Annotated in this window: 23 protein-coding genes and 1 pseudogene; 15 read left to right on the plus strand and 9 right to left on the minus strand. The window is 65.4% G+C overall.

Going from position 1 to position 24,724, the window contains the following annotated elements; genetic code table 11:
• Window positions 1-70: 70 nt before the first annotated feature.
• Window positions 71-652, minus strand: a pseudogene (locus HUX88_RS02390) (response regulator transcription factor); the annotation flags it as partial.
• 3 nt (window positions 653-655) lie between these two features.
• The gene (locus tag HUX88_RS02395; protein WP_176360680.1) at window positions 656-2,680 is read right to left on the minus strand and encodes a nitrogen regulation protein NR(II); all 2,025 of its coding nucleotides are present in this window, start codon (window positions 2,678-2,680) and stop codon (window positions 656-658) included.
• 128 nt (window positions 2,681-2,808) lie between these two features.
• Between HUX88_RS02395 and HUX88_RS02400 the strand changes: the two genes are divergently transcribed.
• Window positions 2,809-3,795 (plus strand): TRAP transporter substrate-binding protein, encoded by a 987-nt coding sequence (locus HUX88_RS02400; RefSeq protein ID WP_176360681.1) that lies wholly within the window; start codon window positions 2,809-2,811, stop codon window positions 3,793-3,795.
• Between the two features lie 49 nt (window positions 3,796-3,844).
• Here the strand turns inward: HUX88_RS02400 and HUX88_RS02405 are convergent, their stop codons facing one another.
• Together HUX88_RS02405 and HUX88_RS02410 are read right to left on the minus strand one after the other, a co-directional pair.
• Window positions 3,845-5,236, minus strand: a complete 1,392-nt coding sequence (locus HUX88_RS02405) for a TRAP transporter large permease (RefSeq protein ID WP_117011976.1) — start codon at window positions 5,234-5,236, stop codon at window positions 3,845-3,847.
• Window positions 5,233-5,886, minus strand: coding sequence for a TRAP transporter small permease (locus tag HUX88_RS02410; protein ID WP_176360682.1), 654 nt, complete (start codon window positions 5,884-5,886; stop codon window positions 5,233-5,235). The genes HUX88_RS02405 and HUX88_RS02410 overlap by 4 nt, the downstream gene beginning before the upstream one ends.
• Before the next feature lie 582 nt (window positions 5,887-6,468).
• On the opposite strand from HUX88_RS02410, the gene HUX88_RS02415 reads away from it, so the two are divergent.
• The 3 genes from HUX88_RS02415 to HUX88_RS02425 all read left to right on the plus strand — a co-directional run bounded on the left by HUX88_RS02415 (window position 6,469) and on the right by HUX88_RS02425 (window position 8,122).
• The gene (locus tag HUX88_RS02415) at window positions 6,469-6,990 is read left to right on the plus strand and encodes a methylated-DNA--[protein]-cysteine S-methyltransferase (RefSeq protein WP_176360683.1); all 522 of its coding nucleotides are present in this window, start codon (window positions 6,469-6,471) and stop codon (window positions 6,988-6,990) included.
• Window positions 6,966-7,871, plus strand: a complete 906-nt coding sequence (gene xerD / locus HUX88_RS02420; RefSeq protein WP_176360684.1) for a site-specific tyrosine recombinase XerD — start codon at window positions 6,966-6,968, stop codon at window positions 7,869-7,871. The genes HUX88_RS02415 and xerD overlap by 25 nt, the downstream gene beginning before the upstream one ends.
• 71 nt (window positions 7,872-7,942) lie before the next feature.
• Window positions 7,943-8,122: a hypothetical protein gene (locus HUX88_RS02425; RefSeq protein ID WP_117011972.1), complete on the plus strand. Its 180-nt coding sequence runs from the start codon at window positions 7,943-7,945 to the stop codon at window positions 8,120-8,122.
• A gap of 51 nt (window positions 8,123-8,173) precedes the next feature.
• Here HUX88_RS02425 and HUX88_RS02430 read toward each other — a convergent pair whose 3' ends face one another.
• Together HUX88_RS02430 and HUX88_RS02435 are read right to left on the minus strand one after the other, a co-directional pair.
• Window positions 8,174-11,320, minus strand: a complete 3,147-nt coding sequence (locus tag HUX88_RS02430; RefSeq protein WP_176360685.1) for an efflux RND transporter permease subunit — start codon at window positions 11,318-11,320, stop codon at window positions 8,174-8,176.
• A 2-nt stretch (window positions 11,321-11,322) separates the two neighbouring features.
• Window positions 11,323-12,552: an efflux RND transporter periplasmic adaptor subunit gene (locus tag HUX88_RS02435; RefSeq protein WP_176360686.1), complete on the minus strand. Its 1,230-nt coding sequence runs from the start codon at window positions 12,550-12,552 to the stop codon at window positions 11,323-11,325.
• Between the two features lie 213 nt (window positions 12,553-12,765).
• On the opposite strand from HUX88_RS02435, the gene HUX88_RS32905 reads away from it, so the two are divergent.
• A complete protein-coding gene (locus HUX88_RS32905; RefSeq protein ID WP_373886741.1) occupies window positions 12,766-14,505 on the plus strand; it encodes a putative bifunctional diguanylate cyclase/phosphodiesterase in 1,740 nt (579 codons plus the stop codon).
• 27 nt (window positions 14,506-14,532) lie between these two features.
• Here the strand turns inward: HUX88_RS32905 and HUX88_RS02445 are convergent, their stop codons facing one another.
• Entirely contained in the window at window positions 14,533-15,531 is a 999-nt protein-coding gene (locus HUX88_RS02445; RefSeq protein ID WP_176360687.1) for an endonuclease/exonuclease/phosphatase family protein, read from the minus strand.
• Between the two features lie 48 nt (window positions 15,532-15,579).
• Here HUX88_RS02445 and ybaK point away from each other — a divergent pair, with 48 nt between their 5' ends.
• From ybaK to HUX88_RS02480, 7 genes are all read left to right on the plus strand, one after another.
• Window positions 15,580-16,071, plus strand: a complete 492-nt coding sequence (ybaK, locus tag HUX88_RS02450; protein WP_175041602.1) for a Cys-tRNA(Pro) deacylase — start codon at window positions 15,580-15,582, stop codon at window positions 16,069-16,071.
• A gap of 59 nt (window positions 16,072-16,130) precedes the next feature.
• Window positions 16,131-16,760 (plus strand): glycerol-3-phosphate 1-O-acyltransferase PlsY, encoded by a 630-nt coding sequence (gene plsY, locus HUX88_RS02455; protein WP_117011966.1) that lies wholly within the window; start codon window positions 16,131-16,133, stop codon window positions 16,758-16,760.
• A gap of 78 nt (window positions 16,761-16,838) precedes the next feature.
• Window positions 16,839-17,489, plus strand: a complete 651-nt coding sequence (locus HUX88_RS02460) for a DsbA family oxidoreductase (protein WP_176360688.1) — start codon at window positions 16,839-16,841, stop codon at window positions 17,487-17,489.
• A 133-nt stretch (window positions 17,490-17,622) separates the two neighbouring features.
• The gene (locus tag HUX88_RS02465; RefSeq protein ID WP_176360689.1) at window positions 17,623-18,675 is read left to right on the plus strand and encodes a GGDEF domain-containing protein; all 1,053 of its coding nucleotides are present in this window, start codon (window positions 17,623-17,625) and stop codon (window positions 18,673-18,675) included.
• Between the two features lie 24 nt (window positions 18,676-18,699).
• Window positions 18,700-18,990, plus strand: a complete 291-nt coding sequence (locus tag HUX88_RS02470) for a DUF427 domain-containing protein (RefSeq protein WP_117011963.1) — start codon at window positions 18,700-18,702, stop codon at window positions 18,988-18,990.
• Between the two features lie 3 nt (window positions 18,991-18,993).
• Complete coding sequence (locus tag HUX88_RS02475) at window positions 18,994-19,725, plus strand: AAA family ATPase (protein ID WP_176360690.1); 732 nt, start codon at window positions 18,994-18,996, stop codon at window positions 19,723-19,725.
• A 4-nt stretch (window positions 19,726-19,729) separates the two neighbouring features.
• Window positions 19,730-20,980 (plus strand): metal-dependent hydrolase, encoded by a 1,251-nt coding sequence (locus HUX88_RS02480; RefSeq protein ID WP_176360691.1) that lies wholly within the window; start codon window positions 19,730-19,732, stop codon window positions 20,978-20,980.
• On the opposite strand, the gene HUX88_RS02485 is transcribed toward HUX88_RS02480, so the two are convergent.
• On the minus strand, window positions 20,977-21,837 hold the full coding sequence (locus tag HUX88_RS02485) for an oxidoreductase (protein ID WP_176360692.1): 861 nt from the start codon (window positions 21,835-21,837) through the stop codon (window positions 20,977-20,979). The genes HUX88_RS02480 and HUX88_RS02485 overlap by 4 nt on opposite strands.
• Before the next feature lie 107 nt (window positions 21,838-21,944).
• On the opposite strand from HUX88_RS02485, the gene HUX88_RS02490 reads away from it, so the two are divergent.
• Window positions 21,945-22,871 (plus strand): LysR family transcriptional regulator, encoded by a 927-nt coding sequence (locus HUX88_RS02490; RefSeq protein WP_176360693.1) that lies wholly within the window; start codon window positions 21,945-21,947, stop codon window positions 22,869-22,871.
• Between the two features lie 149 nt (window positions 22,872-23,020).
• On the plus strand, window positions 23,021-23,200 hold the full coding sequence (locus tag HUX88_RS02495; protein WP_117011958.1) for a hypothetical protein: 180 nt from the start codon (window positions 23,021-23,023) through the stop codon (window positions 23,198-23,200).
• Here the strand turns inward: HUX88_RS02495 and tsaD are convergent.
• Window positions 23,197-24,237, minus strand: coding sequence for a tRNA (adenosine(37)-N6)-threonylcarbamoyltransferase complex transferase subunit TsaD (gene tsaD / locus HUX88_RS02500; RefSeq protein WP_117011957.1), 1,041 nt, complete (start codon window positions 24,235-24,237; stop codon window positions 23,197-23,199). The genes HUX88_RS02495 and tsaD overlap by 4 nt on opposite strands.
• A 186-nt stretch (window positions 24,238-24,423) precedes the next feature.
• On the opposite strand from tsaD, the gene HUX88_RS02505 reads away from it, so the two are divergent.
• Entirely contained in the window at window positions 24,424-24,723 is a 300-nt protein-coding gene (locus HUX88_RS02505; protein ID WP_176360694.1) for a hypothetical protein, read from the plus strand.
• Window position 24,724: the final 1 nt, after the last annotated feature.

Consider the following 24,724-nt stretch of genomic DNA (forward strand, 5'->3'; position numbering starts at 1 on the left):
GTCTGACATTCGGACACGAGCTCTGCTGTAGCACGCCTATACAGCAGAGCTCATTGATGTCTGGCTGGTTGAGCAGGCCGGCGAGCTCGACGGCGGTTTTGACTTGCATCTTGTCGAAGATGTGGGCGCGGTGGACTTCCACCGTACGCATGCTGATGCCCAGTTGGTCGGCCACCACCTTGTTCATCTTCCCCGCCAGGATCAGGTCCAGCACTTCGCGCTCGCGCGCCGACAGCGTGGCCAGGCGCGCGTGCACCGCCGCCATCGCGCCGGCCTGGCGCGAGTTGGCCAGCGCTTCCTGCACACGGTCCATCAGCTGGTTGTCGTTGAAGGGCTTTTCGCAGAAGTCGAAGGCGCCGCGCTTGAGCGTGTCCACCGCCATCGGCACGTCGCCGTGCCCGGTCAGGAAGATCACCGGCATGCGCTGCGTCAGCCCGCGCGCGGACAGATGGTCGAACACGGCCACGCCGTTCATGTCCGGCATGCGTACGTCGAGCAGAACGCAGTCGCCTTCGGCGTCGAACTGCCCGGCCTCGGTGTGGGCCAGGAATTGCACCGCGCTGTCGTACGCGCGCGAGGGGATGCCGCGCGACGTGGCCAGCCAGGTCAGGGAGTCGCGTACGACCGCTTCATCATCAACGATATGCAGCATGCTTCAAGTCTCCTGTTCCGCGGCCGCCAGCATCGCCGGCAGCACGAAGGTAAATATGGTGCCACCTTGCGGATTGGCGCTGTAGGTCAGCGCGCCGCCGTGGAATTCTATCGCGGTGCGGCAGATGTTGAGCCCCATGCCCATGCCTTCCGCCTTGGTCGAGAAAAACGGCGAGAACAAGCGCTGCGCCACGTCCTCCGGTATGCCGTGCCCCTGGTCGATCACCGCCACGCTGACCTGCGCGCTGGCCGCATCATACGCCGCCACCACGTTGAGCATGCGCCGCTGCGGCGGGATGTGGGCCATCGCTTCGATGGCGTTGCGGGTCAGGTTGAGCAGCACCTGTTCGATCATCACGCGGTCGGCGCGCACCGGCGGCAGGTCGGCCGGGATGCTGGCGTTGAAGGAGACGTAGGCCTGGCGCGCCTGCAGCTCGATCAGCGCGCGGATCCCTTCCAGCAGCGAGGCGATGGCCACTTCCTGCCGCTGCGGTTCGCTCTTCTTGACGAATTCGTGCACGCTGCGGATGATCTGGCCGGCCCGCTGCGCCTGCGCGCTGGCCTGTTCCAGCGCCGGCTTGAGGACGTTGCAGTCGACCGCCGTGCCGCTGTCGGCGGCGCGCGCCAGCACGTTGAGCGCGCCGGTGGTGTAGCTGGAGATGGCGGCCAGCGGCTGGTTCAGCTCATGCGCCAGCATCGACGAGATCTCGCCCATCGTCGCCAGGCGCGCGCTGGCCTGCAGCTTTTCGTGCTGCTGGCGGTTCAGCTCCTCGATGCGCTTGCGGTCCGAGATGTCGAGGATGGAGCCCATCCAGCCGGTCTGCTTGCCGTCCTTGTCGACCAGTGGCGCTTCGAAGATCAGCACCGGCACGCGCTCGCCGTCGGGCCGCAGGAAGAAGGTCTCGAACTGCGGCGTGACGTTGCCCGCCAAAACGGAGGCGAAGCGGGTCTGGTATTCGGTCATCGCCTCCGGCGCCCAGTAGGGCATGGGTGGCAGCATGCCGACCAGCTCCTCGGCCGGATGGCCGACGATCTGGCAGAACGCCGGATTGACGTAGGTGATGCGTCCTTCGAGGTCGCGCGCGCGCAGGCCGGTCACCAGCGAGTTCTCCATCGCGGTGCGGAACGACATCTGCTGGCGCAGCGCGCCTTCGGCCTCCAGCCGCCGCGAGATGTGGCCCCACAACGCCAGCAGGCTCCATAACAATCCCAGCGACAGCACGATCACCGAGCCGACCAGCAAATTGGGCAGCAGCTGCGGTTCGCTCTTGACGCTGTCCGTCACCAGCGTGATGGTGGCGCCGGGCAGGTCGAGCGCGCGCTTGTGCGTGTAGACGCCGTGCCCCGGTCCGGCGGCGGCGCGGCGCGCCAGCACCTTGTCGTCGCGGTCGATCAGCGAGACCTGGTTGTCCTGCGCGAACCACCACGGCACCATCTCGTCGAGCAGCGCGCTGGTTTGGTAGGTGGCCACCAGGTCGCCCAGGTATTCGTCGCCGCGGTACAGCGGCACGTGATAGTCCATCAGCACGGCGGCGGGGGCGGCCGACAGGTTGGGCGTCTGCGCTTCCGGTTGGGTGTACATCGCGTGGCGGGTTTGGCGCGATAACTCCATGGTCGCCAGCGAGGCGGCCGACAGCTCCACCGGCGTGGCCTGCGGATCGCTGCTGGCGGCCAGTTTGCCGTCCGGCCGCAGCCAGATCACGCGCAGCAGTTCGTGGCCGTTCTTCAGCAGGCGCGCCAGCCGTTCGTGCAGCTGCGCTGGTGGCAGCTTGCCGGCGCTGATCTCGGCGCCCAGCCCGCGCAGGCTTTCCTCGTCGCGCCCCAGCTGGAAGCGGATGGTTTGTTCGACCCACAGTGTGTCGGCGATCAATTGCTCCTGGCGCTCGTTGCTCTCCATTTGGCGCGCTTGCCACGGTAGCCAGATCAGGATCGCCAAAAAGAACAGCACCAGCATGATGGGCAGCAGCCAGCGCAGCGAGGAGCTGTAATGTGCGCGGCGCGGCAGGGCTGGAGCGGGTGTGCTGGTCATGGACAATCAGGGTAAAGCCTTGGGAAGGCGGCGGTATTGTGGTTTTCCACAGTAGCCACCCTTGCCACGATTAGTAAGAATCAGTCAAACTAGAACAATACTGCATTTTAAATCCCTCTGGAGACTTCATGAAACTGAAATCCGTTTTACTGGCTATGAGCGTGGCGCTCAGCTTCAATGCTTACGCCCAGGCGCCGATCGTTATCAAATTCAGCCACGTGGTGGCGACCGACACGCCGAAGGGCCAGGCCGCGGAGCGCTTCAAGCAGCTGGCCGAGAAGGCCACCAATGGCCGCGTCAAGGTGGAAGTCTACCCAAACAGCCAACTGTATAAAGACAAAGAGGAACTGGAGGCGCTGCAGCTGGGCGCCGTGCAGATGCTGGCGCCGTCGCTGGCAAAATTCGGCCCGCTGGGCGTGAAGGAGTTCGAGGCGTTCGACCTGCCGTACATCTTCCCGTCCAAGACCGCGCTGTATAACGTCACCGAAGGCGAAATCGGCAAGGGCCTGATGAAGAAGCTGGAACCGAAGGGCATCACCGGCCTGGCGTTCTGGGACAACGGCTTCAAGGTCATGTCGGCCAATAAGCCGCTGCATACGCCGGCGGATTTCAAGGGCCTGAAGATGCGTATCCAGTCGTCCAAGGTGCTGGACGCGCAGATGCGCGCATTGGGCGCGAACCCGCAGGTGCTGGCGTTCTCCGAGGTGTATCAGGCGCTGCAGACCGGCGTGGTCGATGGCACCGAGAATCCGCCGTCGAACATGTACACGCAGAAGATGCACGAGGTGCAGAAGTATGTGACCGTGTCCAACCACGGCTACCTGGGTTATGCGGTCATCGTCAACAAGAAGTTCTGGGACGGCCTGCCTGCGGACATCCGCACCGCGCTGGATAAGGCGATGAAGGAAGCCACCACGTTCGAGAAGGCCATCGCACAGCGCGACAACGACATGGCGCTGGAAGCGATCAAGAAGGCTGGCAAGACCACCATTTATACGCTGAGCGTGAAGGAGCAGGCGGACTGGCGCAAGGCGCTGCTGCCGGTGCAGAAGGATATGGAAGGCCGTATCGGCAAGGACCTGATCGCGGCGATCAACAAGGAAGCAGCTAAATAATTTAGCTGGTTTTGAAATGAGAAGGGAGGCCAGCGGCCTCCCTTTTTTATTACATCAACCCCATCGCCTTGGGCAGCCACAAGGACAGCCCCGGCCAGTAGGTCACGATCACCAGGAACACCAGCATCGTCAGCAGCCACGGCATCACGGCCACGGTCAGCTCGGAGATGCTCATCTTCGAGATGCCGCTGGCCACGTACAGGTTCAGGCCGACCGGCGGATGGCACAGGCCCACTTCCATGTTCGCGTCGATCATGATGCCGAAGTGGACGGCGTCGATGCCCAGGCGGATCGCGGCGGGGTGCAGGATAGGCGCCATCACCAGGATGATCGACGACGGTTCCATCACGTTACCGGCCAACAGCAGCAGGATGTTGGTGAAGAACAGGAAGCCGGCCTGGCCCAGGTCCTTGGCCAGGATCCAGTCCGCCATCGCCTGCGGGATGTTCTCGTGCGCCATCAGGAAGGAGAACAGCACGGCGTTGGTGATGATGTACAACAGCATCGCGCTCAGGCTGGCCGATTTCTTCAGCACTTCCGGCGTCTTCTTCAGCGGCATGTCCTTGTAGACGAACACCGAGATGATGAACGCATACACCGCGCTCATCGCGGCCGCCTCGGTCGGCGTGAAGATGCCCTTGGTGATGCCGCCGATGATGATCACCACCAGCATCAGACCCCACACGCTGTCCTTGAAGGCCTTGGCGCGCTCGCCCCAGGTGGCCTTGCGCATGCGCGGATAGCCGTTCTTCTTGGCCAGCACCCAGGTGGTGGTGCACAGCATCACGGTCAGCAGGATGCCGGGGAACAGGCCGGCCAGGAACAGCGCGCCGATCGAGGTGTTGGTGGAGATCGCGTAGATCACTTTCGGGATCGACGGCAGCATCAAAATGCCCAGCGAGCCGGCGGTGATGATGACGCCGGCGCCGAAGCGCTTCGGATAACCCTGCTTGACCATGGCCGGCAGGATGATGGAGCCGATCGCCACGACGGTCGCCACCGACGAGCCGCACACCAGCGCGAACATGGCGCAGGCGATGATGCCGGCCAGCGCCAGGCCGCCGTGCCAGTGGCCGATCAGGCTGGTGGCGAACTTGATCATGCGCTTGGCCACGCCGCCGTGGGTGAGGAAGTTACCGGCCAGGATGAACAGCGGGATGGCCATGATCTCGAACTTCTCGATGCCGCTGAACAGCTTGAGCGCCACCGCCTCGACCGGCACGTGGGTCAGCAGGTACATGAACATCAGCACCGTCAGGCCGAGCGCGATCGAGACCGGGATGCCGGTCAACATCAGCGCCAGCAGCAGCGCGAACACGATGCCGACCTTGCCGCCGATGACGCACACCGACAGCAAAATGGCGGCGATGCCGATCAGCCAGGCCGCGGCGCGCTTCTTGGACATGACCTTGACCGAATCGAGTGCCGTCGCGCCGCTCATTTCGCACCTCCGTGGGCCGGGGCAGGGTGGGCGACGGCGAACATGTCGTCGTCTTCGTCATCGTCCAGGCCCTCGACGTGCGATTCGTCCTGGTGCGGCATCTCGCCGGTGCGCCAGTAGACCAGCGACACCTGGATGAAGCGGAAGCACATCAGGTAGGAGCCCATCGGCACCACCGAGTAGATGAACCAGGTCGGCCATTCGAGGTCGGGCGTGGTCGGCCCCTCGGTCAGCGCGCTGACGTCCATGCCCAGCTTGTTGAACAGCGCGTAGTGCATGCCGTTCTCCCACACGAAGGTCAGGCCCAGCGTGCCGATGATGCCGGTGAACAGCATGCCGCAGGCCAGCGCGACGTAGGTGGCGCGGCGGCGCCAGGCATCCGGCAGGCGGCTGACCAGCACGTCGACGCCCACGTGCACGCCCATGCGCACGCCGTACGCGGCGCCGAACTTGGCCATCCACACGAACATGATGATGGCCAGCTCCTGCGCCCACTCGAAGTGCAGCGACAGCAGGTAGTCCTGGACGCCGGGAATGGGCAGGCCGGTGCCGTAACGGTGCACCACGGACAGGAAGATGATCAGGGTGGCCCCTGCCATCAGGAAGGTGATGATCCACTCCTCCAGATGATCCAGTAGTTTTGTGAACATGATTGTCTCTAGTTTTATTGATGCCAGGAAATCCGGCATTTTCGCTTAAATTATATTTTTGTCGCGCACGGAGCAATGAGGGGTACTACTAGGTTTTTTGCCAAGAGCCATGCCTAATACCACAACTTTCCTGATGTGCGTCAAATTTGTTTCACGTTTAAAGCAAGGGGGGCGCGGGACCGAAAAAAAAGGAGAAAAAGCCAAATAGATACGATATGATTGCGTCGCTCTCAGGGATAACTGCATATCGATATGCGACCCGGTAGCAAGAGCCCAGAATTGTAGGTGGGGAGTGTGTAGAGAAACGGTACTGAATACCGGCGAAAGATCGAGGAGACACACGTTTTACAGAATGTCGTTGTTATAGTCGCTGCAGGCCGCCACAAGCGCGCTACGGGGACAGGCAAACGACCGGGAACGTGAAGCAGGATTTGAAAACGCACCGCAAGGTGCGTTTTTTTTCGCCTGTCGTCTTCGGCGCGGAATTACAATGCAATTGTGTGGTTTTTTTAATGTAGTTTGAATGCAACAAAATGGTGCATTTCGACAACTTCAGCCGGCTTTTTTGGTGCATAGAGTGTGATGAAAATACAACAGCAGCATGAATTGTTTTCCGCCGTTTTGGACTTGCCGCTTGGAAAATTGGGTGTACGCACGGCCAGTGGTCTGATCACCGAGCTCTGCTACCTGCCGCCCCACTTTGATGCAAAAGCGCCACAGGACTCGGCCGCGGAGCTGGCGGCGACGCAGCTGGCCCGCTACTGCGAGGACGCCGATTTCGCCTTCGACCTGCCGCTCAAGCGCGCCGGCACCGAGTTCCAGCACAAGGTCTGGGACGCCATCCGCTCCATCCCGCGCGGGAGCGTGCGGACCTACGGCGAGCTGGCCAGGCACATCGGCTCGGCGCCGCGCGCGGTGGGCCAGGCCTGCGGCGCCAACTGGTTCCCGGTGGTGATTCCGTGCCACCGCGTGACGTCCTCGTCCGGCCTGGGTGGCTTCGCCAACAGCGACGACCCCAACGGCTACCTGCTGGGCATCAAGCGCTGGCTGCTGGCGCACGAAGGATCGAGCGAATACGCATGGCAACAGACAACACTGCTCTGATCGACGAGTTCTGCGACAGCCTGTGGCTGGAGGACGGCCTGTCGAAGAACACGCTGGAGGCCTACCGGCGCGACATGCGCCTGTTCGCCACCTGGCTGGAGAAGAAGCGGCCGCAGGTGGCCGGGCTGGCGGCGGTGGCCGCGCACGACATCGAGGCCTATATCGCCGCCCGCCACCAGGACAGCGGCAAGGCCACCTCGTCGAACCGGCGCTTGTCGGTGCTGCGGCGCTTCTACCAGATGCTGCTGCGCCAGCGCCGCATCGCCGACGATCCGACGCTCAAGCTGGTGTCGGCCAGGCAGCCGGTCCGCTTCGTCCACACCTTGAGCGAAATTCAAGTGGAGGCGCTGCTGGCCGCGCCCGACGTCGCCACGCCGCTGGGCCTGCGCGAGCGCACCATGCTGGAGCTGATGTACGCCAGCGGGCTGCGCGTGTCCGAGCTGGTCACGCTCAAGCTGCTGGAGCTGAGTTTGAACGACGGCGTGCTGCGCATCACCGGCAAGGGCGCCAAGACGCGGCTGGTGCCGTTCGGGCAGCAGGCGCGGGTGTGGATCGAGCGCTATGTCAAGGAGGCGCGCGGCATCATCCTCAACGGCCAGGTCGACGACGCGCTGTTCGTCACCGCGCGCGGCGGGCCGATGACGCGGCAGATGTTCTGGGTCTTGATTAAAAAACATGCCTTGAAGGCCGGCATCACCGCGCCGTTGTCGCCGCACACGCTGCGCCACGCCTTCGCCACCCACCTGCTGAACCACGGCGCCGACCTGCGCGTGGTGCAGCTGCTGCTGGGCCATTCGGACATTTCGACGACGCAAATCTACACCCATGTCGCCCGCGAACGCCTGAAGCAGCTGCATGCGCAACATCATCCGCGAGGCTGAAAAACTTGCGTTGGCCTTAACTGCGTCATAATGTGGGCAGGTAATCGAACCGTATAAAGAAGAGGTGGCACATGGCAAAGACAAATTTCGCGTATGAAAAGCGGCAGCGTGAGCTGGAAAAGAAGAAAAAAGCGGATGAAAAAGCCCGGCGCAAGGCCGAGCTGAAGCAGAACCCCGGCTTGGCCCAGGAAGGCGAGCTGGACGAGGCCGACGCCGACGAGGCCGCCGACGGCGAAGCCGCCGCCGAGTAAGCACGAAAAAAAACCGGGCATGCAGCCCGGTTTTGCGTTTGTGAAGCCTGGTCAAGCCACTTCGTTGCGCGCCTTGACGTCGTGCATAGGCTCGATGGCGTCGTGCAGCGCGGCTTCCTCCTCGTGGGCGCGGCCCTTGAAGAAGCGCACGCAGCGCTTGCCCAGGCTGTCCAGGTAGGTGTAGGCCACCGGCACCACCACCAAGGTCAGCAGGGTGGAGGTGATCACGCCGCCGATCACCGCGCGGCCCATCGGCGCCTGCGTCTCGCCGCCGTCGCCCATGCCGATCGCCATCGGCAGCATGCCGAACACCATCGCCAGCGTGGTCATCACGATCGGCCGCAGCCGCACCTGGCCGGCCGACATGATCGCTTCGCGCTGGCCCATGCCGCCCTGCTGCGCGTGGTTGGTGAAGTCCACCAGCAGGATCGCGTTCTTGGTCACCAGGCCCATCAGCATGATGAAGCCGATCACCGAGAAGATGTTCAGCGTGCTGCCGGTGATCAGGAGCGCCACCAGCACGCCGATCAGCGACAGCGGCAGCGACATCATGATCGCCACCGGCTGCAGGAAGCTGCCGAACTGCGAGGCCAGCACCAGGTAGATGAAGATCACCGCGATGCCCAGCGCGATGATGGCCGAGGACATGCTCTCCTCCATGTCCTGCGCGTTGCCGCCGACGTCGAAGCGCACGCCGGCTGGCAGTTCGATTTCCTTCATGGCCTTCTTGACGTCGCTGTCGACGTCGCCGCCGGGACGGCCTTCGACCGACGCGTACACCGCCACCCGCCGCTGCAGCGCCTGGCGCTTGAGCACCTGCGGGCTGAACGAGGGCACGAAGTCCACCACCTGGCGCAGCGGCACCATCACCGGGCGGCCGTCCGGGCCCAGCTTGCTCGATGCCAGCGACAGGTCGGCCAGGTCGGCGATCTTCTGGCGGCCCGACTTGGGCAGCTGCACGTTGACGTCGTAGTTCTGGCCGTCGTCGGCCAGGAAGTGGCTGGTGGTGTCGCCCGCCACGAACGGCCGCAGCGCGCTGCCGATCTGCTGCACCGACAGGCCCAGGTCGCTGGCCAGCTCGTTGTTGATCTTGACCGTGGTGGACGGGTTGGCGCCTTCCTGGCTGTATTCCAGGTCGGCCACGCCCTTAATCTTGCGCATCTTGTCCATCAGGTGGTGGGCCACCGTGTCGAGCTTGCCTTCATCGGTGCCGAGGATGGCGATGAAGATCGGCTTCCAGCCCACCGACATGGTGATGCCGGCGATCTTGCTCAGGCGCGCGCGCACCACGCCCTCCAGCTCCTTCTGCGAGCGGCGCTTGTAGGTCTTGCGGTCCTGCAGCTTCATGTCGATCTGGGCGTTGTTGCGGCCTTCCTGCGTGCCGACCACCGAGATCACGCTGGCGATCTCGGGGAAGGCCTTCAATGCTTCCTCGACCTGGCGCACCTTGTTGTCGGTGTACTCCAGGCTGGAGCCGACCGGGGTCTTCAGGTGCAGATTGATCCAGCCGTTGTCCTGGTCGGGGAACATCTCGCCGCCGATCATCGGCACCAGCATCAGGCTGGCGACGAACAGCGCGGCGGCCGAGGCCAGCGTCAGCTTGCGCCAGCGCAGCGCCAGGCCCAGCACCTTGCCGTACACCACGTGCAGCCTCTCGACGCCGCCCTCCAGCCAGTGCATGAAGTTGCCCAGCCACGGCACGTACTTGAAGCGGTCCTTGACCGGGTCCGGCCACACCGACGACAGCATCGGATCGAGCGTGAAGCTGACGAACAGCGACACCAGCACGGCCACCGCGACGGTGATGCCGAATTGAAGGAAGAAGCGGCCGATGATGCCCTGCATGAAGGCCACCGGGATGAACACGGCGACGATGGCGAAGGTGGTGGCCATCACGGCCAGGCCGATTTCGTTGGTGCCGTCCTCGGCCGCGCGGCGGTGGTTCTTGCCCATGCCGAGGTGGCGCACGATGTTCTCGCGCACCACGATGGCGTCGTCGATCAGCAGGCCGATGCACAAGGACAGCGCCATCAGCGTCAGGAAGTTGAGCGTGAAGCCGAAGAACTTCATGGCGATGAAACTGGCCATCACCGAGATCGGCAAGGTCAGGCCGGTGATGATGGTCGAGCGCCACGAGTGCAGGAAGAAGAACACGATGATCATGGTCAGCACCGCGCCCTCGATGATGGTTTCCTTCACGTTGTCGAGCTGGCTTTGCACCTTCAGCGATTCATCGTTCAGCACGGTCAGCTTGATGTCGGCCGGCAGCGTCTTCTGCAGCTCGGCCGCGACCTTCTGGATGCGCTTGCCCACCTCGACCACGTTGGCGTCCTGCACCTTGGTGATGTCGAGCGTGATGGCGCGCTGGCCGTTCAGGCGCGACACCGACAGCTCTTCCTGCGCACCGTCGATCACGGTGGCGACCTGCTCCAGGAACACCGGGCCGTTGGCGCGGCGCGCCACGATGATCTTGTTGAAGTCGCGCGCGTCTTTCATCTTGCCCTCGACCCGCACCAGCTGCTCGTTGCCGGCGTAGCTGATCGAGCCGGCCGGCAGGTTGGTGTTGGTGGCCTGGATGGCGTTGATCACCTCGTCGACGCCGATGGCCTGCGCGTTCAGGTCGCTGGGGCGCAGGCTGATCAGGATCTGGCGCGAGGCCGTGCCGTTCAGGCGCACCTGGCCGACGCCGGCCACGCCCTGGAAGCGCTTGCCGATCAGCTGGTCCGCCATGGTCGACAGGTCGCGCAGCGTGTGGTCGGTGGCGGTCAGGCCGATCTGCGCGATGGGGCGGCTGTTCTCGCCCTCGAAGCGGACGATGAACGGATCCTTGGCCTCCTTCGGGAAGCGCGGGCGCACCTGGGCCACCTTGTCGCGCAGGTCCTGCATGGCCTTGTCCATGTTGGTGGACAGTTCGAAATCGATGTAGACGCCGGAGCGGCCCTCCCACGAGTTGGCGCGCAGCGTCTTGATGCCGCTGACGGTGTTGACCACGTCCTCGATCGGACGGGTGATGTCGTTCTCCACCGCCTCCGGCGAGGCGCCCGGATAATTCACCTCGATCATCGCGCCGGGGATGTCGACGTTGGGCATGGCCTCCAGGCCCAGCTCGCGGTAGGAGAACAGGCCCAGCACGACCAGCGCCACCATCACCATGGTGGCGAAGACCGGGTTCTGGATACTGGTTTTAGTGATCCACATGATCAGCCCTTCTGCGCCAGCATGGCGGACTTGGCCGGCTGGGCCGGCGTGGCGGCGCCGGCCGGCAGCTTGACCTGGCTGCCCGCCTTGACGCTGTCGAGCTTGGAGACGATGACATTGGCGCCTTGCGCCAGGCCGTCCACCACTTCGGCGTAGCCCTCGTCCTCGTTGCGCAGGCCCAGCTTGACCGGCTGCGCGATCACCTTGCCCTGCTCGATCTTGTACACCACCTGCTGACCCTTCTCGGTGCGCAGCGCCGTCACCGGCACGATGGGCATGACGGCCGAACGGTCGGTGACGATGCTGCCCTTGGCGAACATGCCGGCGCGCAGCGCGCCGTCGTCGTTCCTGACCGAGATGTAGACCAGCATCGCGCGCGAGCCGGCCTCGGTGGCCGGGTTGATGCGCGCCACCTTGCCGTTGAAGGCGCGGCCCTGGAAGCCGTCGACCTTGAACTGCACGTCCTGGCCGACCTTCACGCGCGGGATCTCGGAGGCCGGCACCTGCGCCTCCAGCGTCAGCTCGGACAGGTTGACGATGCTGTAGACGGGCATGTCCGGCGCCAGCTTCTCGCCGGCCTGCACGTGACGCTTGCTGACCACGCCGCTGATCGGCGCCTTGATGACGCCGTCGTTGAGCGCGATGCGGGCGATCTCCACCATCGCGGCGGCCGACTTGACGTTGGCGCGCGCCAGGTCGACGCTGTTCTGCGTCGCATCGTAGGCGGTCTGCGCGATGAATTTCTGCTTGAGCAGGGCCAGGCTGTTGGCCTCGTTCTTGGTGGCCAGCGACAGCTTGGCCTGCGCCTCGTCGAGCATGGCCTGCTGCTGTTGCAGGCGCGCGCGCAGGTCGGCCTGGTCGATGCGCGCCAGCACCTGGCCGGCCGACACCGCCATGCCTTCCTGCACCGTGGTGGCCTCCACCACGCCCGAGACCTTGGACTTGATGGTGGCCGAACTCAGGGGCGCCAGCGAGCCGGACAAGGGCAAGCTGACCGCCAATGATCGTGCTTCGACCGCCGCGATATCGCCGCTGGACAGTTCGAAGACTTCCTGTTTCTTTTTATCGTCCTTGGCCGCCTGCGCGCTGGGCGGCGGCGCGTCCTTCTTGCCGTGCATGACGGTCCAGCCGCCGCCGGCCAGGCCGATGACGATCAGCACCGCCAGCGGTGTGCGCCAGCGTTTGCCGCGCACGGGGGATTGTGGGGAGACGGGCAAGGTTTCAAGTTTCATATCGTTCTTCTGTCAAAAGGTCGCCACGGCGGATAGTGGCACTGTAGGAATTTTCAAGGCCGGCCGCCAGTCCGATGCGACAGGTGGCGCAAAAGCGCGGATGAACTGCAAAAACGCGGGATCGAGCGCGTTTGACCAAACTCAATGGGCGATTCCCCGCAGCGGCAAGAATGAAAGACTGGCCTGAGAGGGCGAAATGCCGGAGAGGGCCACGTGGCTACAGCAGACAACAGCGTCGACGCGGACTTGCTCGCGATGTACCGGCAGACCAGCGACGCGTTGCTGCTGTTGCAGGACGGCGTCATCGCCGGCTGCAACCCGGCCGCGCTGGCGCTGTTCGACGGCGGCCAGCCGGACCGCCTGCTGGGGCTGGGTCTGGTCGATTTGTCACCATTGCAGCAGGCCGAGGGCGTGCTGTCGGCGCGGGCGCTGGCCGACCTGCTGGCCGACGCCGAGCGAGACGGCAACCGGCAGTTCGAATGGTGTTGCGTGGGCTGCGGCGGGCGCCAGTTCTGGGCCGAGGTCTTGCTGACGGCCATCGGCCCGCGGCGGCTGTGCGTGGCGATCCGCGACATCTCCGCCCGCAAGCAGGACCAGCTGGTGCTGTACCTGGCGCTGCTGGCCGACATCGCCGACCGCCGCCGCTCCGACGAGCACACCCGCCACCTGGCCGAGCACGACTTCCTGACTGACCTGCCGAACCGCGTGCTGCTGCTCGACCGCCTGAGCCTGGCCCTGGCGGCGGCGCGCCGCAAGCGCGGCCGGCTGGCCATCCTGTTCCTCGACCTCGACCGCTTCAAGAACATCAACGACGCGCTCGGCCACCACGTCGGCGACCAGCTGCTGCGCGAGGTGGCGGCGCGGCTGGTGCGCTGCGTGCGCAGCGTCGACACCGTCAGCCGCCAGGGCGGCGACGAGTTCGTCATCATGCTGGCCGAGATCGGCGCCATCGACCAGGTGGCGCACGTGGCCGAGACCGTGCTCAACGCCATCGGCCAGGAGTTCGTGCTGGAGCCGCACCGGCTGCACGTGAGCACCTCGATCGGCATCAGCATCTATCCGGACGACGGCGCCGACATCGACACCCTGATCCGCAACGCCGACCTGGCCATGTACCACGCCAAGGAAAGCGGGCGCAACGGCTTCCAGTTCTTCAGTCCGGCGATGAACGCGCAGATCGTCGAGCGGGTGGCGTTCGAGAACGACCTGCGGCGCGCGCTGCGCGAGCAGCAGTTCGTGCTGGAGTACGAGGCCCAGGTCGACATCGCCAGCGCCCGGCCGATGGCGGCCGAGGCGCTGCTGCGCTGGCGCCATCCGGCGCTGGGCCTGCTGCGGCCGGAGCGCTTCATCGGCGTGGCCGAGGACTGCGGCCTGATGGTGCCGATCGGCCAGTGGGTGCTGGAGCAGGCCTGCCGCGAGGCGCGGCGCTGGCAGCAGGCCGGCCATCCGCTGACGGTGGCGGTCAACCTGTCGCCGACGCAGTTCCTGCAGCGTAACCTGGCCGACAGCGTGGCGGCCGCGCTGGCCGCCTCCGGGCTGGCGCCGGAGCTGCTGGAGCTGGAGCTGACCGAGGCGGCCATCATGAAGCACGTGGCGTCCGCGCCGGCCACGCTGCGGGCGCTGCGGGCGCTGGGCGTGCGGCTGGCGATCGACGATTTCGGCAGCGGCTACACGCGGGTGGGGCACCTGCGCGAGTACCCGTTCGACAAGCTCAAGATCGACCGCACCTTCATCCGCGACATCGGCGGCGACGGCGCGGCGCCGCCGACGGCGGTGGTGGCCATGATCGCGATGGCGCGCAGCCTGGGCCTGACGGTGCTGGCGGAAGGGGTGGAGACCGAGGCGCAGCTGCGCTTCCTGACGCAGCACGGCTGCGACCAGTACCAGGGGCATTACGTGGCGCGCAACGGCCTGCTGGACGGCCTCGATGGCTTGCTCGACGGCCCGGCCTGAGTCATTCCCGCCTGCGCGGGAATGACGTTACAACGCCCCGGCGGCGTCGCGCTCGCCGTACAGGCGCAGCCGCACCAGCACCTGGCCGTGGTCGGACGCTTCCGGCCTGTCCTGCAGCAGGTGGTCGTTCAGATAGCGCACGTCCAGCACCTCGCCCACCGCGTGGCGCGAGGCCCGGTTGAACTCCTCCGACACCAGCACGTGGTCGATGGTCATGCAGTGGCCGTCGTGGATGTTGGTGTAGCCGGAGCGGCGTATCGCGTCGTGCTCCAGCTGGATCTGGTTGCAGTCGAACATGCGCCCGCTCAGCTCCTCGCCCGGCAGGCAGCCCGCGCCCGCGCCCATGACGATGGCGGTGGTGACGGCGTCGGCGGTGTCGTTGAAGTCGCCCAGCACCACGCGCGGCCGGCGCGCGCCGCGTTCGAGCTGGCTGATCAGCGCGCGCAGCGCCACCGCCTCGGTGCCGCGCCGGATCAGCGAGCGCAGGTTGGCCTGGGCGTACTGCATCGGGTCGGCGCAGTTGTCGCCGCTGCTGTAGTCGGGGCGCTTGGATTTGAGGTGGACCACGATGACGTCGACGATGCGGCGGTCCGGCAGCAGCACCTGGGCGTGCAGCGGCGCGCGGGCGAAGTGGTCGGCGTCGCGGCTGCCGGGCGGCAGCGCCACGCCGTCGGGGAAGGCGCGGTACTCGGCGGCCGGCGCCGCCAGCGGCAGGCGCGACACCAGCGCCACCTGCGGCACCAGGCGCGCGGCGCCGGTCAGCGGATCGGGCGCGGCCTCGAAGCCGGCCAGCGTGGCGTCGCGGTAGCGGGCGCTGTGGGCCAGCACGTCGCGCAGCGCCGCCAGCGAGAAGATCTCCTGCAGGCCGATCACGTCGGCGTCCAATTGATCCAGCTGCTGCGCGGTCCAGCGGACTTTCGCTTGGTACTGGTCCGGCGTGAGCGGCTCCAGATTGTCGTACAATTTCGCCCCAGGCTGGGAAAGATTGCAAACATTGAAAGTGGCAAAGCGAATTTCCTGCTGCATAATAAGAAACTCCCGATCGAACATTACTTCACAAGCAGCGTATCACGCATGGCTAAAAAAGAGCACATCTCCGAAACCCCCGCGACCCAAATGCTGCGCAAGCACAAGGTGGCCTTCAGCGAGCACCCCTACACCTACGAGGAGCACGGCGGCACCACGGTGTCGGCGCGCGAGCTGGGCGTGGACGAACACCACGTGGTCAAGACCCTGGTCATGCAGGACGAGGCCGCCAAACCCTTGATTGTGCTGATGCACGGCGATTGCAAGGTCTCGACCAAGAACCTGGCGCGCGGCATCGGCTGCAAGTCCGTCGAGCCGTGCAAGCCGGACGTGGCCACCCGCCACAGCGGCTACCAGATCGGCGGCACCTCGCCGTTCGGCACCCGCAAGGCGCTGCCGGTGTACGTCGAGGATAGCATCCTTGCGCTGGAAACGATTTATATCAATGGCGGCCGCAGGGGCTATCTGGTCGGCATCGCGCCGCGGGTGCTGGTCGATCTGCTGCAGGCCAGGCCGGTGCACTGCGCGCTGGCCGATTAAGCCTCGGCAGTGTATATTCAGCGGCCCCCAACGGGCGTATGACAACTTTTGAGGAAATAATGAATACAGTTTGGATGACCGTCGCCGCCTATCTGATCGGCTCGATCTCGTTTGCCGTCGTCATGAGCAAGTTGTTCGGCATCGCCGATCCCCGCACCTACGGTTCGAAAAACCCCGGCGCCACCAACGTGTTGCGCAGCGGTAACAAGGGCGCGGCCATCATGACCCTGGTCGGCGACGGCGCCAAGGGCTGGCTGGCGGTGTGGCTGGCGATGCGCTACCAGGAGCAGTTGCACATCGGCGACGCCACCATCGCGCTGGTGGCGATCGCGGTGTTCCTGGGCCATCTGTGGCCGGTGTTCTTCCGTTTCGTCGGCGGCAAGGGCGTGGCGACCGCGCTGGGCGTGCTGCTGGGCCTGAATCCGTGGCTGGGCCTGGCCACCCTGGTGACCTGGCTGGCGGTGGCGTTCGCATTCCGCTACTCGTCGCTGGCCGCGCTGGTGGCGGCGCTGTTCGCGCCGTTCTACTACGGCCTGCTGTTCGGCGTCGAGCCACAGCTGTTCGCCGTGTTCGTGATGAGCGCGCTGTTGGCTTTCCGTCACAGCAAAAATATTTCCAATTTGCTTGCCGGCAAGGAAAGCCGCATCGGCAGCAAGAGCAAAGACGCCGTCAAAGCCAAGAAAAAGTAAGGCCATCCCCCGTCCCGGCGCTTGATTTCGCGCCGGGCGTCGCCATATGCTGAAAATTCCGTTTAGCAAAGGCACATCATGAGCACTCCCCTGAAGATCGATTTCGTCTCCGACGTTTCCTGCCCTTGGTGCGCCATCGGCCTCAAGTCGCTGGACCAGGCGCTGGCCAATATCGGCGACGAGGCGGCGGTGAGCCTGCACTTCCAGCCCTTCGAGCTGAACCCCAAGATGGTCCCCGAGGGCCAGGACATCGGCGAGCACCTGGCCGAAAAATACGGCTCGACCGCCGCCCAGCAGGAGCAGGCGCGCGAGATGATACGCGCGCGCGGCGCCGAAGTCGGCTTCGATTTCGCGATGGGCAAGCGCAGCCGCATCTACAACACCTTCGACGCCCACCGCCTGTTGCACTGGGCCGAGCTGGAGGGCAAGCAGAAGGAGCTGAAGGAAGCGCTGTTCGGCGCCTACTTCACCCAGGGCGAGGATCCGAGCTCGCACGAGGTGCTGCTGCGCGTGGCCGGCGAAGTGGGGCTGGACACCGATGCCGCCGCCGAGGTGCTGCAAACGAACCGGTTCGCCGACGAGGTGCGCGAGCGCGAGCAGTTCTTCCAGCGCCACGGCATCAACTCGGTGCCGGCCGTGATCATCAACGAGCGCCACCTGATTTCGGGCGGGCAGCCGGCCGCCGTGTTTGAAAAGGCGCTGCGCGAGATCATGGCGCAGACGGCCTAAAAAAAATGGACGCGGCGGGGGCAGGTGCTCCCGCCGTCCTTGTTTTGCGATAAACTGATCGGGTAGCACCATAGCTCGGTCCCGCGTCACGCCGGGTGCCCAAAAAAAGATCGACGTCGCTACAGGGAGGCCTATGCTGGCCGCAGAAAAAGTACACACACTGTCCATCGCCCGTCCGCAGGCCGACCAGTTCCGCCTGGCCGCACTGCACCGTTACCACATCCTCGACACCCCCGCCTGCGAAGACTTCAGCTTCCTCACCGAGCTGGCCGCCAAGGTGTGCGAAGTGCCGTATGCCTTCATCTCGCTGGTGGATGCCGAGCGCGTCTGGATCAAGTCCTGCGCCGGCATGCAGCTGGGCGAGCTGCCGCGCGGCGAGAGCTACTGCTCGCTGGCGGTGCTGGGCGAGGCCGCCACCGAAATCCCCGACCTGACGCAGGACTTCCGCACCGCCCACATGGCGCTGACGGTCAACGCGCCGTTCATGCGCATGTACAGCAGCGTGGCGCTGACCTCGTCGGACGGTTTCGCCATCGGCACGCTGTGCGTGATGGACACCAAGCCGGGCGGCCTGGGCGCCGAACAGCACGCCACGCTGGTCAAGCTGGCGCGCCAGGTGATGGCGCTGATCGAACTGCGCGCCAACCAGAAGACGCTGGAGTCCGCCGTGCGCGAGCTGGAGCAGCTGGCCACCACCGACGAGCTGACCGGCCTGCACAACCGCCGCTCGCTGCTGCACCGCCTGAAGTTCGAGGCCGCGCGCGCCAAGCGCTTCCGCTCGCCGCTGTCGGCGGTGATGATAGACCTCGACCACTTCAAGCGCATCAACGACGAATACGGCCACGCGGTCGGCGACCAGGTGTTGGCCAGCGTCGGCCGCCTGCTGCGCGAGAGCGTGCGCGTGATCGACGTGCCGGGCCGCTACGGCGGCGAGGAGCTGTGCGTGCTCCTGCCGAACACGCCGGTCGAAGGCGCCTGCAAACTCGCCGAGACCCTGCGCGCCAAGATCGAGGCGCAACTGCACTACGCCGGCCCGCGCCTGCTGCCGGTGACGGCCAGCCTGGGCGTGGGCTCGTTCGACCACATGGGCATCGCCGACGCGGAAAGCCTGCTGCGCCAGGCCGACGACTCGCTGTACCGCGCCAAGCACGCGGGCCGCAACCGCGTCGAATGCGGCCCCACCTGACACTCACACTGAAAGGAAGTCTCCATGCCCACCGCCACCTGGAACGGCGTCGTCATCGCGCAGGCGAAGGACGACGAGGTTGAAATCGTCGAGAACAACGTCTACTTCCCGCCGTCCAGCGTCAAGCGGGAATACCTGCAGGCCAGCGCGCACACCACGCGCTGCCCGTGGAAGGGCCTGGCCAGCTACTACAGCCTGAACGTCGACGGCAAGGTCAACGAGAACGCCGCCTGGTACTACCCGGAGCCGTCCGAGAAGGCCGCGCAGATCAAGGACCACGTGGCGTTCTGGCGCGGCGTGGACGTGCAGCGCTAGTCGATGGCGCTACAGGCCAAGCCTTACCTCCAACGGATCACCGCGCTGTTTGGCGACGGCGTCGATTGGGAGCGCCATCCCTACACCGTGCCGGCGGTGCGCAGCCTGGAGTCGATCGCCTTTCATCCGGATGTGACCTTCTTCATCGGCGAGAACGGCGCCGGCAAATCGACGCTGCTGGAATCGATCGCGCTGGCGCTGGGCTTCAGCATGGAGGGCGGCACCAAGGGCGTGCAACTGAATACGGCGCGCGAGGATGCGCCGCTGTTCGAGTCGCTCAAGCTGTCCAGGAGTTTTCGCGCGCCGCGCGACGGCTATTTTTTTCGCGCCGAGAGTTTTCACAACGTCGCCACCTACATGGAGGAAGTCGACTACCTGGTCGGCTACGGCGGCTCGCTGCACGCGCGCTCGCATGGCGAGGCGTTCATGGCGGTGCTGCTGAATAAATTCAAGGGCAAGGGACTGTACCTGCTGGACGAACCGGAAGCGGCGTTGTCGCCCAACCGCCAGCTGGCCGCGCTGACGGCGATCCATCAACTGGTCCAGGACGAGTCGCAATTCATCATCGCCACCCACTCGCCGATACTGCTGGCCTATCCGAACGCGAAGATACTGCTGTTCGATGGCAGCGGCATCACCGAAGTCGCCTACGAAGACACCGAGCACTACGCCGTCACGCGCGACTTCCTCAACAATTATCCGCGGCGGCTGGAACAGCTGCTGAAACCTGAATAGCACCATGGACAATATCACCCACAGCATCATCGGCTTCGGCGTTGGAGAACTGGTGCACCGCAGCCTGCCCGTCGAGACGGACGCGCCGGCGCAGCGAGTGAGGCATCGGCTGCTGCTGGTGTCCTGCGCGCTGGCCAGTAATTTTCCCGATCTCGACCTGGTCCTGAACAAGCTGCTGCCCGATCCGCTGGGCTATCTGCTCAATCATCGCGGACATACGCACACGGCCTTGCTGTTGCTCCCGCAGGCCTTGCTGCTGGCGGCGCTGCTGTGGTTGTGCTGGCCGTCGGCGCGGGCGCTGTTGAAGACCAGCCGGTCGGCGCGGCTCGGCCTGGCCTTGAGCGTGGGCCTCGGCTTCGCGCTGCACTTGGTGATGGACTTCACCAATTCGTATGGCATCCATCCGTGGTATCCGTTCACCGGCCGCTGGTTCTACGGCGACATGGTGTTCATCGTCGAGCCCTTGTTCTGGGTGGCGATCGGCGTGCCGATGGCGTTGATCATGCGTTGGCGTTCGCTGCGCGTGCTCGGCCTGGCCTGCCTGTTCGCCGCGCTGGTGGTGTTCGCCGCCAAAGGCTATCTGGGATGGACGTCGTTCGCGGCGCTGCTGGCGATCGCCCTTGCGTGCGGCGCCGTGCAGCGGCGCGCAGGTGCGCAAGGCCGCGCGGGACTGGTGCTGGCGCTGGCCGTCGGCGCCGGCTTCATCGCGGTGCAGGGCGTGGCCTCGCATTACGGACGCGAGCAGATCAGCGCCGCGCTGCTGAAGGCCGATCCCGGCGTGCGCGTGATGGATGTGGCGATGACCGCGTTTCCGTCGCAGCCTTTGTGCTGGTCCTACGCCAGCGTGGAGGCCAACGAGAAGCAGGGCTACTACCGCCTGCGGCGCGGCGTGACCAGCCTGGCGCCGGCGTGGCTGGCGCCGATGGCTTGTCCGGCGGGCCTGGTCGGATCGCCGGCGACGGTGCAGGCCCTGTCGCCGGGCGTGCAGCAATTCGGCACGGTGCTGGCCAGCCTGCCGGCGCTGCGCATGCTGAAGGCCGAGAACTGCCAGGTCGACGCCTGGCTGCGCTTCGCGCGCATGCCGGCGCTGATGCTGTCGACCGGTGAGCTGGCCGACTACCGCTTCGCCACCACGCCGCGCGGGAACTTCACCACGCTGCATGCCACGCAGGCCATTAAGTGCCCAGAGGGCGTGCCCGCGTGGGGCTATCCGCGCGAGGACTTGCTGTCGCTGCACCCGCCGGGCAAACTTTAAGCGGCCTTTTGCAGCGTATCGAAATCGGTCGATACCGCCAGCTCCAGCCACTGCGCCATCTCGGCTTCGACCGACAGGTTCTTGGCGCGCACGCGTTCGACCGTGTCCGAGCCCAGTTGCAGGCGCACCGGCGGCTGCGCGCTGTCGGCCAGTTGCAGCAGGGCGCCGGCCAGCTTGGCCGGATCGCCCGGCTGCTTGTGATTGACGCCTGCCGCGAACTCGCGCATCGCGCCCACGGTGGCGGCGTAGGCATCGATGCGGTCGTGGGTGGTGGCCAGCGACGAGGCGTCGAGGAAGTCGGTGCGGAAGAAGCCCGGTTCCACCACCGTCACATGGATGCCCAGCGGCGCCAGTTCCATCGCCAGCGCCTCGCTCAAGCCCTCGACCGCGAACTTGGTCGAGCTGTACAAGCCCCAGCCGGGAAACGCCGTATAGCCGCCCACCGACGAGAGGTTGATCACGTGGCCGCCGCCCCGCTTGCGCATCGCCGGCAGCGCGGCGCGGGTGACGTTGAGCAGGCCGAAGACGTTGGTGTCGTACAGCGCGCGCACTTCCTCGGCGCTGGCTTCCTCCACCGCGCCCAGCAGGCCGTAGCCGGCGTTGTTGACCAGCACGTCGATGCGGCCGAAGCGCGCCAGCGCCTGCTGGACGGCGGTGACGGCTTGCGCCTCCAGCCTGACGTCCAGCCGCAGCGCCAACAGGTTCGGATGATCGCCCAGCGCGGCGGTCACGGTGAGCGGATCGCGGGCGGTGGCGACCACGAAGTCGCCGCGCGCCAGCGCTTGTTGCGCCGTCAACAGGCCGAAGCCGCGCGAGGCGCCGGTGATGAACCATACTTTTTGTGCAGTGCCAGTCATGATCGTTTCCTTTGGATGGGTGAGTTCGTAGCGTGCAGTGTAGGCGGAGGCAAGCTGCTACACTAGCCATAGGAAAGCTGTTTGATTATCATCTTTTGGTTGTAAATATGGATAAAGCCCGAGTCCTCAGTTTGTTCATCGCCGTGGTGCGCGCCAAGAGTTTCAGCCAGGCGGCGGTGGATGCGGGCCTGACGCCGCAAGCCGTCAGTAAGGCGGTGCGGCAGCTGGAGGTGCACCTGGGCGTGCGCCTGTTCCACCGCACCACGCGCAGCCTGAGCCTGACGGAGGAGGGCGCCCGCCTGTTCGAGCTGGCCAACCCCGGCCTGCGCCTGCTGGACGAGGCGCTGGACCAGATTCAGAACAGCCGCCTCGAAGTCGACGGCCTGATCCGCATGGTGGCGCCGATGTCGATCGGCACCACCATCATCGTTCCGCTGCTGCCGGAGTTCCAGCGGCGCCATCCCGGCGCGCATTTCGATGTGCAGCTGGACGACCATTTCACCGATCTGGTGGAGAACAAGATCGACGTAGGCTTCCGCGCCGGCAGCCCGCCCGAGCGCAACCTGGTGTCGCGCAAGCTGGGCGAGATCCTGCTGCTGCCCTGTGCCACGCCCGGCTACCTGGCCGAGCATGGCACGCCGCAGACGGTCGACGAGCTGCGGCAGCACCGCTGCACCGGTTTCCGCCGCCCCAGCACCGGCCGTTTGATGCCGTGGGAGTTGCAGGTGGACGGCGCGACCGTCTATCAGGAAATGCCGGCCGTGGCCAGCTTTAATACCGTGGAAGGGGAGTTGACGGCGGTGCGCAGCGGCCTGGGCATCGGCCAGCTGCCGGTCTTCATGATCGAGGCCGAGCTGGCCAGTGGCGCGCTGGTGCCGCTGCTGCCGGACACGGCCACCTCCAACAGCGGCGTGTTCATGTACTACCAGCAGCGCACCCTGATGCCGCTGCGGGTGCGGCATTTCATCGATTTCATCGCCGAGCGGGTGCCGCAGCGGCTGGCGGCGCAGGGGCGCGCCCTGCGAGCCGCCTAGCCGGCCAATTGCCTACCCGTATCGTGTCGTATGTTTGCCACAAAAAGGCTTAGAATCAAGTCGTCTAGGCTACTTTTGACCTAGATGGTTGGCACGACAATTGCATTGCCCTCCAGAAAGGAACATGATCGACACACATGGAGGCTGTTATGAATACCGCAACTGAAAATAAATCAAACAACACAGTGGCCCACGAATCGTCGTCGGACGAGCATCGTCTGCGCAGCGAGCGCATTGCCGCGCGCGGTGTGCATCTGGGCCAGGGCAAGCTCAAATACCTGCTGGCGCTGGCCGGCCTGGCCGTGCTGGCCTCGGTGGCGTTTGCCTAGACGACCTTGATGTCGTCCAGCGGCCAGCGCGGACGCACGTTGAACGAGTAGTCCTTTTTTGCCGCGTCCGGGTTGATCATCAAGCGCATGGCCCCGGCGAAGGCGATCATCGCGCCGTTGTCCGTGCAGAATTCCAGTTCGGGGTAGTAGACCTTGAACTTCTTCTTGGCCGCCGCCGCGTTCAGCGACGCCCGCAGCTGCGAGTTGGCGCCCACGCCGCCCGCGATCACCAACCGCTTCAGGCCGGTGTGCTTGAGCGCGGACACGCATTTCGCGGTCAGCACGTCGACAATGGCGTCGACGAAGCCGCGCGCGATGTCGGCCTTGTCCTGCTCGCAGATATTCGCGATGACTTTTTCCTCGTGGTTCTTCACCACCGTCAGCACCGCCGTCTTCAGGCCGGAGAAGCTGAAATTGAAATCCTTGGTGTGCAGCATCGGGCGCGGCAGCTTGTAGGCCGTCGGATCGCCGAACTCGGCCAGGCGGGAGATCGCCGGCCCGCCCGGATAACCCAGGCCCAGCAGCTTGGCCGACTTGTCGAAGGCTTCGCCGGCCGCGTCGTCCAGCGTTTCGCCCAGCAGCGTGTACTGGCCGACGCCGTCCACCCGCATCAGCTGGGTGTGGCCGCCCGAGACCAGCAGCGCGATGAAGGGGAACTCCGGCGGCTGCGACGCCAGCAGCGGCGACAGCAGATGGCCCTCCAGGTGGTGCACGCCCAGCACCGGCTTGTCCAGCGCCAGGCCCAGGCTGCACGCCACCGACGAACCCACCAGCAGCGCGCCCGCCAGGCCGGGGCCCTGCGTGTAGGCGATGGCGTCGATGTCGGCCAGCGTCTTGCCGGCGCCTTCCAGCGTCTGCGTCAGCAGCGGGATGGCGCGGCGGATGTGGTCGCGCGAGGCCAGTTCCGGCACCACGCCGCCGTATTCCTCGTGCATCGCCACCTGCGAATACAGGGCGTGGGACAGCAGGCCGTGTTGCGTGTCGTACAGCGCAAGGCCGGTTTCGTCACAGGAGGATTCGACGCCGAGAACGATCATGGAGGGAGCACAAATGAAAAGAGGAATCCGCCATTGTAATGGAAAGTGCGTGCAAGCATGCACCACGGCGGGTCCGGGCCGCACTGGCGGAGTGCGGAATTTTGCCATTCGGTCAGGAGTTGGCGCGGTTTTCGTGGCACCGCTTTTGCTTAGACAACCGGGGTGAGTTGACTAGGGAGGCGCGCGATGTCTGGACGATGGAAGCTGATTTGCAAACTCAAGGATGTGCCCGTCAGCGGCGCGCGCCTGGTGCCGCGCGGCCTGGCCTGGCAGGAGCTGCCGGGCGTGGCGCTGTTCCGTATCGGCGAGGAGGAGGTGCGGGCGGTGCTGGAGTCCGACGAGCCGGAGCCGCGCCGCTACTCGGTCAAGGTGGAGGACTGCAGGGTGTATCTGGACCTGGATGAACTGAGCGCCCCGGCCAGCCAGGCCGAGGCGGCGCTGGCGGGGGCGTTCGGCGTGGCCACGCGGGTGATGGCCTTCGGCTAGC

The sequence above is a fragment of the Duganella sp. BJB1802 genome (assembly GCF_013369445.1).
GTDB lineage: Bacteria > Pseudomonadota > Gammaproteobacteria > Burkholderiales > Burkholderiaceae_D > Rugamonas > Rugamonas vulcania_A.